We start from the raw sequence: 16,838 nt of genomic DNA on the forward strand, positions 1-16,838 counted from the left end.
GTAAAAAGGTTTTTCTCAAAATAAACAGTAAAAACAAAAAAGCAACCTACCACCAAACCAACTACTGGTTATACGTCCACACATCGCCCGAACGCATGGTAACCTGCGGGCTGGTGTACAGCAGGGTGGTACCGTCGGTATCGTACACATAAAAGTGGCCGGTTTTCATATCGGTATTCATGTAAAGTATCACCTGGTTTGGCCCGTGTGCTTTTTCAATATCGCCCCAGCGCATGTTTGTTCTGTCGCTTATAAAAATCACTTTTTTTGTTAGCCACCTGGCGTGTAACGAATTGTGGCTCAAATCGCCGATAGGGCCGGCGCCATAAATTACGCCGTACAACCTGTTGGCATTGGTTACAAACCCCATCGACGTGATATATAAATCGCCCGCATTGTGATTGCCAAACAAAAAGCTGCTGGCCGCGAAACTGGTGAGGCTGTTGCCCAGGCTGTACCTTAATTCCTGCCCGTTATGGTGCATACCCATTAAATAATAAGTGGTATTGTTGTAAGTAAACGCTTTTACATCCTGCGCAACAAGGTCTTCGGCAAGCGCATCGCCGGTGTAGCTAAAATTTATCCCGTCCGTACTTACCGCATGATGGACCGCCCTGCGCTTTGTTGCAAAATCGTTAAAATACAAATGATAGGTACCATTTTCAAAGTAGCCAACATTTGAGCCATTTACATCGGCAGTGGCCCAGCCAGGATAATTGGCCATAGTCAACATGGAGTTGCCGGAGCCAACATTGGGGGTCCAGGCAATGCCATCAGGCGAAGTTGCAAAGCTGGGCTTGTTGGTAACCGAGTTTTGGGGTAACGATGTATAATACATCAGCCAGCTGCCATCGGGCTTTTTAAGTACGGTTTCGTTATTTACATGGCGCCTGTCGCCATTGCCAATCATTAACGTGTGCGGGCCAAAAGTTAAAAAATCATCGTGGGTTACGGTTGCAAATATGCGGTCGTTTTTTTGCGATGTATTATCCCAGCCGCCGTAATAAATATTCCAGGCGCTCCCGTCATATACTATGTTTGGCGCGTATATGTTAGGACTAACAGCATTGGTTGTGCCGCGTATAATGGGGTCTCGGTCGTCTTGCGTCCAGTTAAAAATGCGGTCTGGGTTAAACGTGCCCGAGCCGGCGTTATTAACCCGGTTTTGCCTAACGGCGTTATCGTTGCCGGCCCATTTAAAATGATTGAACCCATCATCGTATCCTGCGGCAACTTCGGCAAGTTGTAAATAAAAGTTAGGCCCATCAGCACGCAGGCGGGTGGCTTCTATTTTTATACCGCCGGCATGCACGGCAACCGGCAGTGGTATTATTACAGGCAAATTGTAGTTGTCGTTTTTTTGAGGATTGGCAAAATTAGTGAACGATTTTGCGGCTACCCATGATGTGCCTGTATAATAATAAATTGTAAAATTTTGAGGGAAGCATAAGCCTGCATTATTGGCGCCATACCTTGGGGTTAGCTTCACATAATTTACGTCAGTTGTGCCGCTAAAATAAAACTGGATAAACTCCGCGCCATCGGGGCCCGCGTGCCGTACCGAACTCCAGCTGGTAGCAGTATTACTGTCAATAGCGTTTGATGCACTCCAGGAAGGATAGGTTGATGATGCCGCAATACTAACAATGGGTATGCTGGTATTTACCAACGGTGCTTTTAAACTTTGGTTATCAAGCGTAATGGCCTGCTTTGTATTTTTTTCGGGCAAATCCTTGTTGCAACCCGCCAAAACAACAATGGTTAGTATAAGCAATATGCGCAAAATTTTACTCATGATAAAGGTTGGCAGGTTATTAATACGAGGTAGCGCGACTGCTATTGGGCGTAAAAATAGCTGAATATTTAATTCCCGTCAAATGCGCATAAATAATTTTATTTGGCAGCCCATGGTATCCACTCAAAAAAGCAACCACCGATACCAATGCTACTCACCCAAAAAAACTATCTTTGCCCCCATGAATATCCTGATCCTCGGTTCGGGCGGAAGGGAAAGCGCCTTCGCCTGGAAAATTGCGCAAAGCCCTAAATGTGAAAAGCTTTTTATCGCCCCCGGCAATGCCGGCACTCACCAGTACGGCACCAACGTTAACATTAAGGTTACCGATTTTGAGGGGATTAAGGCTTTGGTATTGGAACAAGGCATCAACCTGGTACTGGTAGGCCCCGAGGAGCCGCTGGTAAAAGGCATTCACGATTTCTTTTTGGCCGATGAGCAATTAAAAAATGTACCCGTAGTAGGCCCGCAGCAGCAAGCCGCCCAGTTAGAGGGCAGTAAGGATTTCAGCAAGCAGTTTATGCAAAGGCATAACATACCTACGGCTGCCTATAAAACTTTTACTAAAGATACCTTGCAGGAGGGCCTTACGTACCTGGCCACAGCCGGCCTTCCGGTTGTGCTTAAGGCCGATGGCCTGGCCGCAGGCAAAGGGGTGCTTATTTGTACTTCGCTTGAAGAAGCCCAGCTGGAACTTACCCAAATGCTTGCCGAAGCTAAATTTGGCGATGCCAGCTCGAGTGTGGTTATTGAGCAGTTTTTACAAGGCATCGAGCTATCTGTTTTTGTGATGACCGATGGCAGCAACTACAAAATACTTCCCGAAGCTAAAGACTATAAACGTATAGGCGAGGGTGATACGGGCTTAAATACAGGCGGTATGGGCTCCATTTCGCCGGTACCGTTTGCCGATGCCGCTTATATTAAAAAGGTAGAAGATTTAGTTATCATCCCAACGGTAGAGGGTTTGAAAAAAGATGGCATCCCATACAAAGGCTTCATTTTTATAGGCCTGATGAATAAAGATGGCGAACCCTGGGTGATAGAATACAACTGCCGCATGGGCGACCCGGAGACCGAAAGCGTAATGCGCCGTATTGACAGCGATTTTGTTGACCTGCTGCAAGGCGTAGCCGAAGGTAACCTTAACGAAAAAGAGCTAATTATTTCGCCAAAAACTGCCGCCACCGTGGTTATGGTAGCTGGCGGCTATCCCGGCGAATACCTGAAAAACAAAGTAATAACCGGCACCGAAAACGTGCGCGACAGTATCGTATTCCACGCAGGCACCAGCCTTGACGGCGAAAACGTGATAACCACAGGCGGTCGCGTTTTGGCAATAACTACCCTGCAGGATAACATGTTTAACGCCCTGCAACAAGCCACAGCCGATGCAAGCCGTATTTATTACGATGGCATGTACTTCAGGAAAGATATTGGGTTTGACTTGCTTTAGTTCATTGGTTCACTGGTTCATTAGTTCATTGGTGGCATAGTAGTTTAACTGTAATGCCTATTTAAAACCGAACCAAAGCATAAAAAAAGCCATGCTGATATTTAAACAGCATGGCTTTTTTATAAGTTCAGCCCGATAGACTAATAAACTATTTTCAAACTATTCACCAATGAACTAATGAACCAGTGAACCAATGAACCAACTATATTTTCCCGAAAATCTCGGCAAGTTTATCTTCCAGGTCGTCGCCGCGCAGGTTTTTGGCAATTATTTTTCCGTTGGGATCTAACAGAAAGTTTTGGGGGATACCGCGAACAGCGTATAAACCTGCCGCTTTGCTATCCCAGAATTTAAGGTCAGAAACGTGGGTCCAGGTTAGGCCATCTTTGTGGATAGCAGCCAACCATTTGTCTTTAGCATTTGGTTTATCAAGCGATACGCCCAGGATGGTAAATTTTTGACCTTTGTAATGGTTATAAGCTTTTACCACGTTGGGGTTTTCCCTGCGGCAGGGGCCGCACCATGATGCCCAAAAATCAATCAAAACATATTGACCGCGAAATGAAGACAGGTTGATAACCTTCCCGCTGGTGTCAGCCTCGGCAAATTCCGGTGCTACAGCGCCCAGGGCCACAGCCTTAAGTTTAGGCATCCTTTCGCCCAATGCCTTGCCCGCGTCGGTACTTTTTACAGCCGGTGTTAAAACGTCATATAAGGGTTTAAGATCGGCATAATCGGTACTGTAGGCCAATGATTCAAGGGCGTTCAGGCTGATGATTGAGTTAGGGTTTTCCCTGATAAATTTTTTATCTGTAGCCGCGCTTAACTCGTCTATAGCTTTTTCGTCGGCTTTTTCTTTTTTAAGATATTCCGGCGATGCTTTTTGCTCGGCTGTAGCAGCTTTCTGTCTTTCTTCCAAAGCATTGTAGGCATCATTTACAGGCTTTTGTGCCAGTTGATATTTTTCGTTTTCCTGGTTGGTTTTAGGGCCGTCAACTGTGGCGTTTTCTATTTTATCAGCAGCGTTTACATTAATTAAACCAGGTTCAAGATAAATAGCCCGGTAACCATCGGCCTTGCCCGTGCCGGTACCTTTTGAGTTAAACAACAAATAGGCGTTAAGCGGCGCCGCACCAACCGAGCCGGCAAAATGGAATTTACCATTTACCACGGTACATGAATCATAAATAGGTTTCCCTTTAGGGAACCTATACTCCAGGTACACTTTGGCAGGCGCATTAAAATCGCCTATTTTACCTTGTATGTCATATTTGTTATCCTGCGCAAAAACAACCACAGGCAGCGCGGCCAATGCTAACAATATTATTTTTTTCATATGCGATAAAGTTCAACCCGCAATGTAATATGTAAAAACTACATATTACATATAGTCAATAAAAAGTTACAATATTCGGTCATTAGTCATTAGTCATAAGTCATAAGTCATAAATCGTCCCGGCGGTATTTGTTTTAACTATTTAACATAACCACACTCACAACTCACAACTCACAACTCACAACCCTATATCTTCCCAAAAAGCTCGGCCAGCTTGGCGTCAAGGTCTTCGCCACGAAGGTTTTTGGCGATAATTTTTCCATCCGGACCGATCAGGTAATTTTGAGGGATTGAAGTTACCGAATAAAGAGCTGCGGCAGCGTTGTTCCAATACTTAAGGTCAGATACCTGTGTCCAGTCCAATCCATCACTTTTTATAGCCGCAAGCCATGCCGATTTGCTGTCGGCCCTGTCTAACGATACACCCACAATGGTGAAGTTTTTGGTTTTATACTTGTTATAATTTCGTACTACGTTAGGGTTTTCCTGGCGGCAGGGGCCACACCATGATGCCCAAAAATCAAGCAAAACATATTTGCCCCTGAATGACGAAAGTTTAACCGGCGTACCGTTCACGTCATTTTGCACAAAATCGGGCGCCAGGGCACCTATTGCCGTAACCCTTAGGGCATCAAGCTGCGCTTTCATCACTTTACCGGCTTCGGTATTCCTTACATCGGCCGAAAGCGAGTTGTACAAAGGCTCTATTTCACCCGGATCGGGCGCCGGGCCACCTACCGAGCTTAGCGCCAGTAGGCTTAGGTAGCTGTTGGGGTTATCGGTTATAAAGCTTTTTAAAGTATAACTTTGCAGCGTTTGCAATGCTTTATACTTGCTTTGTATGGCGCTTTGGAATGCAGGCGATTTCTGTTGTTCGGGTGTGGCAGCCTTAACTTCGGCCATCAGGTGCTCGCCGCGCATGTTGATGCTTTTTAGCTGGGCCTGCAATTTAATATTATCAAGGTTAAGCTGCGAACCGGTGATTTGCGCTTTTGAAACAGAATCTTTACTGGTAATAGTCAGCGTGCCTTTATCAATAAAAAAGTTAAGGTTATCGGCATTTTTTGATAATGCCCGGCCATCGCTATATTGCTGGGTAAATTTTTCTATCCCCAGGCCTTTGTAATCAACCACCAGCGTGGCATTAACCGGGTTAAGCATCGAACCTTTGAAACTAAAAACACCATTTACAATATCGGCCGAATCAATAACGCTGTTGGCGCCCAGCTGATACGATAAATAAACTTTTGCCGGCGCGCCTACATTGCCCAATTTACCATTTATAGTAAAGGTATCGGTACTTTGGGCATATACTATGGCCGGTAATAAGGTTATAATTAAAAAAAATATTTTTTTCATCAGAGTTAAAAACTATAAGGATTGATAACGTTAAAATGCTGCTATAATTGCTATTATCAGTTTAATTTTTGATAGGTGCGCCACCAAAGGTCGGGCAACTCGCCGGATGTGGCCGTTTTATAGTCGGCATAGCTACAGGGCACCAGGTGAAAGCGTTCGTTTTTTGAGCCCCCCGTTGGGTAAGGTACCTGCATCCACCAGCGGTCGGATTTTTTGCTTTTTACAAATACAACCTCCTGGTCTTCATGCTTCAGGCTGGTTTTATAAATAAGGTATTGCGATTTTGGATTGAGCGGAAAATCGCGCTTACGGCCATAAAAACCATCAATAAAATACCAGATCATCTGCGCCAGCAACATAGCCGTTTGGCCGTTATTATCATAGGCCGGGTTAAACTCGTAAAAACCTATCGAGCTTAGCTTATCATTAAAACCCGCGTACCGGCATAGCTGGCAGGCCTCCTGCCCGTTAAAGCCATTGGGGGTAGCATTGGCGTTGCCTGCAGCATCGGCAGACCGGATGGAGCCCACATCAAAGCTTACCATACTGGCGTTGCGAATGGCGGGCTCGGTTACGGCAATGTTGCCGGTCAGTTCGCCAAGGCGGTGTACATCAAAGTAAAGCTTATCCATTACCCGCAAACTTTCCTGGCTGGCAAAATAAGTTTGGTACCCCAGGTTACTAAAATTGAACAGGTAGTTGGGCTCGTGTAAAAATATTTTGTTGAGGTATGATTGCGAAGTGGTTTCCAATCCCGCCGGGGTTTCGTCCTCATCAAGGTCAAAACGGGCATCTACTACCACCAGGTCAACCTTCTGTTCCAAATCCTCGTAACCCAGGTATTGGGCGTAGGTTAAATCCTGTCCACCACCTAAAATAATGGGGATAATGTCTTTTTTAACCAGTTCGGATACTACAGTTTTAAGGGCAAAGTAGGTATCGGTAACCGATGCGCCTGCTGTGATATTGCCCAGGTCGGCAATTTTTAAGTTGTAGCCCCCTTCATTAAGCTGGTAAAGTTTCTCGCGGATATAGTCGGGCCCAAGGGCACAGCCCTGGTTATCGGTAGCATTACGATCGTCCATAACACCGATGATAGCCAGGTCGGTTTTCTCCTCCAGGTCGGGAAAATCGACAGAATAATGCACAATTTTATCGCCAAGCTGACTGGTATAGTAGCCCTTTTTAGGAGTGATCTTTTTCAGATCGATGGGTTTAAAAAAATCAGCTAAGGACATAATGCAAATTTCAGATGTGCAAATGTGCAGATTTCAGATGAACATTTTTTGTCTGAACTGAATTTTCGGAATTAATGGATTAACTGAATAGGATAAGTAAAGTATGTAAACATTGTAAATCAAAATTCTTCATCTGCATACCTGCACATCTGAAATCTGCACATTTATGAACATATTTGCACATCTGAAATCCGCATATATGATTCTAATTACTGGCGCAACAGGTTTTCTCGGGGCCGAACTGGCGAAACTGCTGGTTACATCTGGCTCAAACATTCGTTGCACCAAACGGGCTACTTCAGGCATACCTGCCTTACTTGCTCCTTTTCAATCGCAAATTGAATGGGTTGAGGCCGACATGCTGGACATTTTCGCGCTGGAAAATGCCTTGGTTGGCGTAACCCAGGTTTATCATTGCGCGGCGTGGGTATCGTTAAAGTCGGCCGATAAAAAGCCGATGATCAATACTAACGTGACCGGCACGGCCAACCTGGTTAATTTATGTGCCGAAAAGGGCATCAGAATGGTGCACGTAAGTTCGATAGCCGCCATAGGCCTGGCCAAACCCGGCGACCTTACTACCGAAAACCATCACCTGGAGCAATCAACAGAAAACGATGGTTATGCCATATCAAAGCTGGAGAGCGAGATGGAAGTATGGCGCGGTATTGCCGAAGGTTTGGATGCCGTAATTGTGAATCCATCGCTTATTATCGGCGCAAGCGCTGGTAAAGTGGGCAGCGGCGCGTTATTTGAAACCATCCGTAAGGGCCTTAAATTTTATACCGCCGGCACTATTGGCTTTGTTGATGTACACGATGTAGCCAAATGTATGGTTGGCCTTATGAACAGCGATATCACCGCCGAACGCTACATTATCAGCGCCGAAAATCGCACCTATCAATCTATAACCACCGAGGCAGCAAACGGATTTGGGATTAAACCGCCTGCCATTTTAGCCAAACCCTGGCTGATGGAAATTGGCTGGCGCGGTGCCGCAGTAATAGCCGCGTTAACAGGTGGCAACCCGGCTATCGACAAAACATCGGCACAGGCGGCATCGGTAACACGGGAATTTGACAACTCAAAAATCAGGAATGCTATTGGCATTGAATTTAAGCCGATAAATAAAACCATTAAGGAGATTTGCGAGGCATTGCACTAATTGAAGGCGATTTATGGATACGGAAAAACGCTATACATTTAATCCCCGGCGCTTAATTTTTGAGTCCGTTTTTACTTTAGCATTAGTCGGATTTGCTGTTTGGTTTACCATAAAAGCAGTATTATTATTTCCCGCAACAGGACCTCTATTGTTGTTTTTGCTATTTTTTTTTACTGGTTTGATATCAATATTATACCAGCAAATAAAAACATGGCTTGTACTGAGGCAGTATTATCAATTTGATAAGGATAAAACAATAATACTAAGCGCCGACAGACTAACACTCAACATGGGTAAAGACAACCTTGATATACACATTAATAGTGATGAAGTTGTAACAGTCGAAATTTATGAAGGTAAACCCTGGGGCAGATTCCAGAATTTTGATTATATAATACTATACACAATAGATAACCAAAAGGTAATCATTACCCAGTTTACCGTACCCTTGCTTGTTCATGATAAGGTATTTAAAAAGTTTTTAAGAAGGAAACCACGAAAATATTTTAAAAAGAGATTCAATTTTATCGATGTGAATTAAAGTGCAAGTAGCAACAGTCTCCTGGGCATATTGAAGCTAACCAGCATATTTATTTATATCAATATCATTACCTTGCCCATTCATTTTTTACATGCAACCCGATAAAAGAAACCACCTGATAGATTTGCTGAGGATACTGGCAGCTTCATGGGTAGTTTTTTTCCATCTTAACCAGCCTATAAAACCGATTGACAACTGGTACCGCGATTTTTGTAAATACGGGCACCTGGGGGTACCCATATTTTTTATCATAAGCGGTTACTGCATACTTATAGCCTTGCACCACGCCAAAAAACCAACCGAATTTATGGTAAGGCGTTTCTTCCGCATTTTCCCGCCCTATTGGTTTAGCCTGGTTACTACCGCAGTTATAGTTTTATTACTCAAGGTGATAACCCATGTAAATTCCGTAGCAGTGCTTCCTAAAAGTATTGCGGGCATATTAGCCACAATTACGCTTACCACAACGCCCATAACCGATATAAAAACGATCAACTGGGTGTATTGGACGCTATCGTACGAGGTGTTTTTTTACCTGGCGGTATTTGCCTGCGCCTTTTTTAAAAAACAATATTTTGTAATTGCTTTAACAGGGGTTACGCTGTTGAGTATTGTTTTACCCCGGTTTGAATCGGGACCATTGTTCTTTTTAAACCTGTGGCCATTGTTTAGCCTTGGTGTAGCCATATACCAGTTACTGCATCAGCCTGCCTATAAATGGTTTAATATTGCCTTATTGGCCTTTTCAGCGGTTGATTTTTACGCAACCCATCAATCCTATATTTACATTGTACTTTGCTTAATTACCGGGGGGCTTATTGTTATCAACCACTTTAAACCGCTAAAAAGCAATTTGCTTAGCCGCTATGGCGATATTTCCTATTCGCTTTACCTGGTACACGTGCCCATCGGCATCTATTTGTTAGGGCATTTAAAAACCACCGCGATACAAACCAATGTTACTTTAAATATTCTTTTTGATGTGGTGATATTGATATTCCTGGTGTTTCTTTCCAGGCTAATGCACCGGTATATTGAATTGCCTGCTATTAAATATGGCAAGCGGTTTGGGAAGTGAGTTGTGGTGAGTGGTTGATGGGTTAGATTAAGTTGACCCGGTTATATTTTTTTGATACTGTGTTTTTTTCCATAAGCCTTGATCAGCCTTAAAACCACCCATACAATCAGGATGAAAATCGCTACATTGATGATACTCCATACTGTCAGTCCCATTGATGGGGATAATAATTCCATATAATCTAATTTAATAATGCCACAATATATGACTAATGAACTAATAAACCAATGAACTAATGAACCAAAAAAATTTGCACATTTGCACCCAAGATGGAGCAGTACTTTATTATTGATTTCGACAGCACGTTTACACAGGTTGAGGCCCTTGACGAACTGGCCCGCATATCCCTCAAAAATCATCCCGACCGCGAGGGTATTTACAAACAGATAGAAGATTTAACCAATGCCTCGATGGAAGGCAGGCTGTCCTTTACCCAAAGTTTAGAAGCAAGGGTTAAATTATTATGTGCCAATCGCGATCATTTAAAGCAACTCATCAGCCATCTTAAAAAAAAGGTATCTACCTCATTCTCGCGCAACACCATCTTTTTTAAAAATCACCAGGACGAGGTTTTGATCGTATCCGGCGGTTTTAAAGAGTTTATTACGCCAGTAGTTACCGAGTATCATATTAAAAAAGAAAACATCTACGCCAATACTTTCGAGTTTGACGACGAAGGTAATATTATAGGTTATGACCGCACCAACCCCCTGTCGCAAGAAGGGGGTAAAGTTAAGTTGCTTAAAGAACTGCAGCTGCCCGGCGATATTTATGGCATAGGCGATGGTTACTCCGATTTTCAGCTGAAGGAATCGGGCATGATCAAGAAATTCTATGCTTTTACCGAAAACATTGAGCGTAAATCTGTAACCGAAAAGGCCGACCACGTTACCCCAAGCTTTGACGAATTCCTGTACCTGAACAAATTACCCCGCGCCATATCATATCCCAAAAACCGCATCAAATGCCTGGTAGTTGGCGCAATTGATGAAGAGGCACAGGCTCAAATGAAAAAAGAAGGGTACAACATTCGCAACCGGGATGAGATTGAAGATAAATATTTAGAAGAAGCAGGTGTTTTATTTTGTGATGAAGACCACCAGCCAACGCCCGAGCAGGTACAAAATTCAGGCCGGTTAAAAGTGATAGGTATTTTTGGCAAGTGCAATAACAAACTTGCCGAAACAGCCACCGAAAACGGCATTATTATATTTGACGATCCGAGGCATAACCCGCATAACAGCGATTTTTTGCCAAAAAGGGTATTGGCTTTCATGAACGAGGGCAAAACGCATACCAGCTGCAATTTTCCAGATTTACAGCCGCCAAGGGTTAACAATGCACACCGCTTAATTCACATTCACAAAAATGTGCCCGGCATCCTGGCCAAAATAAACGATGTATTTGCCCGCCACAACATCAATATTGTTGGCGAGTTCCTGGTTACCAACCCACAAATAGGTTATGTTATTACCGACGTAAATACGGGCTACGATACCCAGGTACTCAACGAGTTGAAGGCGATTGAGCATACTATTAAATTCAGGCTACTATACTAATCGGTTGCCCGGTTCCTGTTGCCTGGTTCGTGTTTTTGAAGTCTTAGAATCTGCCTAAAAACGGAAATTATTCATTGCCGTTGACTAAAGTCAACGGTAAAAAATTATAATTGCTGGCTTTAGCCAAATTATTCAAGCGGACTTTGGCTAAAGCCACTCGCCTTTCAATTATTCCGTTGACTAAAGTCAACGGCAATGATTTTAAGTGATACATAAATAATCTAAATCAAATTTAGAGAGCCTCTTAAAATACCGGGCGGTGCTTACCCGCCCCTCGCAACACGAACCCCGAACCTGCTTAAGCAATAAAAGGGACAACCAATACCGGGATAGTTGAATGCCTTACTACGTTTTCGGCTACGCTGCCCATCAGGAAACGATCAAGCCCGGTGCGGCTATGCGTGCCTAATACAATCAGGTCGGCGTTAAATTCTTTAGCGCAGCTAAGTATACCATCGGCAGTAATATTAAAATCGGTAAACGAGGTAACCTCAAGCTCACCCGCATATTCTTTTTTAATACTTTCAATTACTGATAAAGATTGCTTTGATTGTATATCAATTAACTCAACCTGATCTATCCCCATAGTTTCCGGCATACCAATTAAACTATCATTAGGCGTTTGCGGAAAAACAGTCGGCTCGATAATATGTACCAGGCCCACCGCGGCATTATAAGTATGTGCAATATCAAACCCATACGCCGCAGCATTATGCGCGTAAGTGCTATCATCAATACCTATTAATATTTTACTGATTTTCATGATGTTTAAGGTTATTGTCTGAATCAGAATTTAAGAATGAACAGAATAAATTTACACGTTTTCATTTTTTAAATTCTGAAAATCCATTAATTCTGTCAATTCTGATTCAGACATAAGACAGCCCGCATCAAAAAATGTTTTAATTTTTGATGCGGGCTGCCTTGTTTAACCTCATCCCATTTTTGCTACCTTTGATTATGCAATTCTCTCCAGAAATTGAAGGGCGCCTGGCGCAGTTACAGGAAAAATACGAAGCCATGGGCCAGGATATGAACTCCTATCTTGACGGGCTGCTATACGCCGATTTTTTAACCTACTGGGATTACATACATCTGGATACGTTATTGAGCCTGCAAAGCCCTAAAACGCCCTTTCCCGACGAAGAGATCTTTATCATCTATCACCAGATAACCGAATTATATTTTAAGCTGGCATTGCATGAGTGCCAACAGATAGCTGCGGCCCAACCCTTAACTGTTGATTTTTTTACTGCACGTTTAAAGCGCATTAACAGGTATTTTGGCGCGCTAACCCAATCGTTTGAGATTATGGTTGATGGGATGGAAAAAGAGCAGTTCCTGAAGTTCAGGATGTCGTTACTTCCCGCCAGCGGTTTTCAATCGGGCCAGTACAGGATGATCGAGATATACGCTACCGATTTTATTAACCTGGTAGCCAAGGATAAACGCGAGGAATTACGTACGGCCACAATTGACGAGCAATTTGAATACCTGTACTGGAAGTTTGGCGCTACCGAGCTATCAACCGGTAAAAAAACATTAACGCTTAAACAGTTCGAAAAAAAGTACGCCAAAACATTTATTGAGCTGGGAAAGGCAAATGTTGGCTATAATTTTAACACACTGGCTTTAAAATTTGAGGCCGAAGGCCGGCTTACACCTGAGTTAAAAGCCGAATTGCGCCAGCTGGATGTAAATGTAAACGTAAACTGGCCGCTATCGCACTACAAATCGGCTGTGCGTTACCTTAACCGCGAACCCGAGGAAATAAAAGCCACCGGCGGTACCAACTGGCAAAAATACCTGCCTCCGCGCTTTCAGAAACGTATTTTTTATCCATCACTCTGGAGTGCCGATGAAGTGGAAAACTGGGGTAAAGCCTGGGTGGATAGCGTGCTGGGGTAAGCCCCTCTAAATCTCCCCTGAATGCTATTAGGTTAAAGAGTTGACAGGTTGCTCCATCGGAGCAAAATATTTGTAGTAACTTGTAATTTAACATTTTGCGTGCCGTAGGTACGCTACATAAGTTCCGTACCTACGGCACGGAGCATTATTTTTCTATTTTCTCTACAAATGTTATACCCCTACGGGGTTGAATGCGCTTCACTTAATAGCATCGAGCCTTCCCTGAAAGGGAGACTTATTTGGCGATGATTTCTTCTTCAGCCACCTCCGGCGGTTGAATTTGGCTTAGTGACAGCGGCACAAGCCTTTTGGTTTTCAGGTAGGTTATCCCAACAATAAGCATCGTCATACTACCGCCAAAAAGCACAGAGGGCACAGTACCCATTAACCTGGCTGCCGTACCTGATTCAAAAGCGCCAATTTCGTTTGATGAACCTATAAACATCTGGTTTACCGCCGATACCCGGCCACGCATATGATCGGGCGTTAACAACTGCATAATTGTACCGCGGATAATTACGCTAACGCTGTCAAACGCGCCTTCGGTAAATATAAAAAACAGCGATAAGTAGAAGCTTTTAGACAAGCCAAAGCATATAATTGATAACCCAAAACCGGTTACCGCTATCAATAAATTGCGCCATGGCTTACCCATAGGCGAAAACCGGGTCATTACCAACATGGTTAAAACCGCGCCTAATGACGATGTTGCCCGCATAATGCCCAATCCCTCGGCCCCTACTTTCAAAATTTCGTTGGCAAAAACCGGCAGCAAAGCCACAGCACCACCAAAAAATACCGAGAACAGATCAAGACTCATGGCGCCGATCATCATTTTATTCCCAAATACAAATTCAATTCCTGCCGAAAGGCTTTTCCAGATATTTTCCTTCGGCACAAATACAGGCGGATATTTTCGCAACAGCGCAACCAACACCAACGATACAACTAGGAAAAAAATAATGCAGCCAAATGTTGCAGTGATGCCGCTTATACCAAAAAACTTATCCGAATAGCCATAGATTAACCCACCGGCGGCCGGGCCAATGATTGACGCTACCTGCCAGCTGGAGCTGCTCCAGGTGCTGCCATTAGGGTACACTTCCTTAGGGATGCTATGCGCGTAAATAGTAAAAGTAGCCGGGCCGTAAAATGCACGGGCAATGCCATTACAAAATATCATCACATAAATTATCGGAATAATCCATCCTACATGGATAATGCCGCTCATACTTTTAAGCGTAACCGTAAACATCACCAATGATGTAAGTATAACGCCGCTGAATATCAGCAAAAGCATTTTACGCTTTTCAGATTTATCGGCAATATAGCCCCCGTACAGCGCAATGCTTATAGCCGGGATGGCCTCGCATAAACCTATTAAACCTAATGCAAACGCACTATGGGTAATCTGGTACATGTAAAAGCCGATAACCACGGCCTGCATTGAATATGCAAAGGTGAAACAAAAGCGCATGCCGATGTATGACCTGAAGTCTTTATATCGCAATGCAGCAAACGAATCTATTTTCTGGGGTGTACTATCGCCTTCTTCAGTCACAGGGTTGTTTTAGATGAAGTGCAAATTTACGACACGATTTTCAGGATTTAACAGGATTTTCAGGATTTTTTTGATGCGCAAATAGTAGATGTGCACACTATTTACCTAAAAACCGCATGATTGCCCGCAGACCATACCAGAAAACATCTCCTTATTTTCAAAATTTATATATGGGCATTACCCTCGTTCCTCGGGTCAGGCTATACGCTTATACTGCGCAGGCCTTAATCACATTTGGCCGGTATCCGCTCCTATCCTTAATGCAAAAAGCCGCCAGCGAAGACACCGGCGGTTGCAAATCAAAAAAAATCCTGTCAATCCTGTAAAATCCTGAAAATCGTGTTAAAATCCGTGCTGATCAATCAGGTAAATAAGTGCTGCCATGCCGGCATCACCTAATTCAAGTTCGCGTTTGTTTACGTTTTCAAAAACATCGTTAGGTGTGTGATGCACATCAAAATAGCGCTGTGAATCGGGCCTGAAGCCAATTAACACTACACCGGGCACCGTTTTTTTCATTGGTTCAATGTCTGCACCGGCACCGCCGATAGTTAACTGATCAACTTCATATGGCTCAAGCAGGGCCTTCCAGTTGCTGTTCACTTTGGCTATAAAATCCTTAGATACATCCGAAAAGCTGAAACCGCGCGGCGTAAATCCGCCCTCGTCAGTTTCTATGGCAGCAATATGTTCTTCCTTATTTTGGGCAGCAAGTTCGGCGTATTTAATACCACCTTTATCCCCATTTTCTTCGTTCATGAAAAATACGGCGCGAATTGAATTTTTAGGGTGATAGCCTACCGCCTTAAGCACCCGCAGCACCTCGGCCGATTGCATTACACCGGTACCGTCGTCATGCGCACCTTCGGCCAAATCCCATGAATCAAGGTGGCCGCCTACGGTGATGAACTTATTAGGATGCGCTGTACCAGTCAGTTCACCAACTACGTTGTAGGATAATACATCTGGCAACAACTGGCAGCTTTGTTTAAAATAAAATTTAGCTGCCGGAAATTTGCGCATTTTAAGCATGGCACTCAGCTTGTTAGCCGCTTTGGTAGAGATTGCCGCGGCCGGGATATTTTTACCATCCTTATCAACCAACGTTGCGCCGGTATGTGGATAATCATCCAGTGACTCGGTCAGTGAGCGGACTATAACACCTACCGCGCCATATTTGGCAGCGGCGGCAGGCCCCATAAAGCGCTGATCGCCAGCGGTTCCGTAGGCACGGCCTGTTTCAATAAACCGGGGATCGAAAGGGCGGTTGAAGAATACAATTTTACCTTTAATAGCCGCCTCGCCAAGAGTTTCCAGTTCTTTAAGGCTCTGTACTTCAATAACATTGGCAGTAATTCCTTCTTTGGGGGTAGCAACTGTCATGCCCAGGGCGGCAATAGGCACCGGGATACGGTTTTTACCATCAATAATAAAAGCGGTTTCTTTGGCTCCGCGCACCCAGTGCGGCACCATAACCTCCTGTAAATAAACCTTATCGAAGCCGTAGCTTTCCATCAATTTCTTGCTCCACTCCACCGCTTTTTGGGCGTTGGCCGAGCCGCTGATACGCTGGCCTATGTTTTTGCACAGGTAACGCAGGCTTTCATAACTTTTGCCGTTTACAAGGGCTTCGTCGTAAATTTTGCGGATCATGAGGGAGTCCTGCTGGGCGTGGACAAAGGTGGCCGACAGCATGGCGGCGCATAATAGGGTAAATGTTTTTTTCATTAAAAATGTTCAAAGAATGGATAATAATGTGCGATAAACTTCAAATTTTGAGTAAAAAATTTCAACTTTTTCACAAGTTTATTTTATAGCAAAGTCAGTCGGAAACAAATTTAA

Annotated in this window: 13 protein-coding genes; 6 read left to right on the top strand and 7 right to left on the bottom strand. The window is 43.9% G+C overall.

What is annotated here, in order from left to right; all coding sequences use genetic code 11:
- Positions 1–61: 61 nt before the first annotated feature.
- Positions 62–1,795: a discoidin domain-containing protein gene (locus tag FSB76_RS10520; RefSeq protein WP_147053534.1), complete on the bottom strand. Its 1,734-nt coding sequence runs from the start codon at positions 1,793–1,795 to the stop codon at positions 62–64.
- 181 nt (positions 1,796–1,976) lie between these two features.
- On the opposite strand from FSB76_RS10520, the gene purD reads away from it, so the two are divergent.
- Entirely contained in the window at positions 1,977–3,251 is a 1,275-nt protein-coding gene (purD, locus tag FSB76_RS10525; RefSeq protein WP_147053535.1) for a phosphoribosylamine--glycine ligase, read from the top strand.
- A gap of 202 nt (positions 3,252–3,453) precedes the next feature.
- Here the strand turns inward: purD and FSB76_RS10530 are convergent, their stop codons facing one another.
- From FSB76_RS10530 to FSB76_RS10540, 3 genes are all read right to left on the bottom strand, one after another.
- Positions 3,454–4,587, bottom strand: coding sequence for a TlpA disulfide reductase family protein (locus FSB76_RS10530; protein WP_147053536.1), 1,134 nt, complete (start codon positions 4,585–4,587; stop codon positions 3,454–3,456).
- Between the two features lie 186 nt (positions 4,588–4,773).
- Positions 4,774–5,946 (bottom strand): TlpA disulfide reductase family protein, encoded by a 1,173-nt coding sequence (locus FSB76_RS10535; protein WP_147053537.1) that lies wholly within the window; start codon positions 5,944–5,946, stop codon positions 4,774–4,776.
- A 56-nt stretch (positions 5,947–6,002) separates the two neighbouring features.
- Positions 6,003–7,184 carry a formimidoylglutamase gene (locus tag FSB76_RS10540; protein ID WP_147053538.1) on the bottom strand — a complete coding sequence of 394 codons (1,182 nt, stop codon included), beginning with the start codon at positions 7,182–7,184 and terminating at the stop codon, positions 6,003–6,005.
- A 199-nt stretch (positions 7,185–7,383) separates the two neighbouring features.
- On the opposite strand from FSB76_RS10540, the gene FSB76_RS10545 reads away from it, so the two are divergent.
- From FSB76_RS10545 to FSB76_RS10560, 4 genes are all read left to right on the top strand, one after another.
- Positions 7,384–8,349: an NAD-dependent epimerase/dehydratase family protein gene (locus tag FSB76_RS10545; RefSeq protein WP_147053539.1), complete on the top strand. Its 966-nt coding sequence runs from the start codon at positions 7,384–7,386 to the stop codon at positions 8,347–8,349.
- A 13-nt stretch (positions 8,350–8,362) separates the two neighbouring features.
- Positions 8,363–8,890: a hypothetical protein gene (locus FSB76_RS10550; RefSeq protein WP_147053540.1), complete on the top strand. Its 528-nt coding sequence runs from the start codon at positions 8,363–8,365 to the stop codon at positions 8,888–8,890.
- A gap of 91 nt (positions 8,891–8,981) precedes the next feature.
- Positions 8,982–9,968, top strand: a complete 987-nt coding sequence (locus tag FSB76_RS10555; protein ID WP_147053541.1) for an acyltransferase family protein — start codon at positions 8,982–8,984, stop codon at positions 9,966–9,968.
- Positions 9,969–10,237: 269 nt separating this feature from the next.
- The gene (locus FSB76_RS10560; RefSeq protein ID WP_090641689.1) at positions 10,238–11,527 is read left to right on the top strand and encodes an HAD-IB family phosphatase; all 1,290 of its coding nucleotides are present in this window, start codon (positions 10,238–10,240) and stop codon (positions 11,525–11,527) included.
- A gap of 298 nt (positions 11,528–11,825) precedes the next feature.
- On the opposite strand, the gene FSB76_RS10565 is transcribed toward FSB76_RS10560, so the two are convergent.
- A complete protein-coding gene (locus FSB76_RS10565) occupies positions 11,826–12,290 on the bottom strand; it encodes a universal stress protein (protein ID WP_147053542.1) in 465 nt (154 codons plus the stop codon).
- Between the two features lie 197 nt (positions 12,291–12,487).
- On the opposite strand from FSB76_RS10565, the gene FSB76_RS10570 reads away from it, so the two are divergent.
- Entirely contained in the window at positions 12,488–13,435 is a 948-nt protein-coding gene (locus FSB76_RS10570; protein ID WP_147053543.1) for a tryptophan 2,3-dioxygenase family protein, read from the top strand.
- 235 nt (positions 13,436–13,670) lie between these two features.
- Here the strand turns inward: FSB76_RS10570 and FSB76_RS10575 are convergent, their stop codons facing one another.
- Both FSB76_RS10575 and FSB76_RS10580 read right to left on the bottom strand, forming a co-directional pair.
- Complete coding sequence (locus tag FSB76_RS10575) at positions 13,671–14,996, bottom strand: MFS transporter (RefSeq protein ID WP_225976479.1); 1,326 nt, start codon at positions 14,994–14,996, stop codon at positions 13,671–13,673.
- A gap of 342 nt (positions 14,997–15,338) precedes the next feature.
- Positions 15,339–16,724 (bottom strand): M20/M25/M40 family metallo-hydrolase, encoded by a 1,386-nt coding sequence (locus tag FSB76_RS10580; protein WP_147053544.1) that lies wholly within the window; start codon positions 16,722–16,724, stop codon positions 15,339–15,341.
- Positions 16,725–16,838: the final 114 nt, after the last annotated feature.

This window comes from Mucilaginibacter ginsenosidivorax (genome assembly GCF_007971525.1).
Taxonomy (GTDB): Bacteria; Bacteroidota; Bacteroidia; order Sphingobacteriales; family Sphingobacteriaceae; genus Mucilaginibacter; species Mucilaginibacter ginsenosidivorax.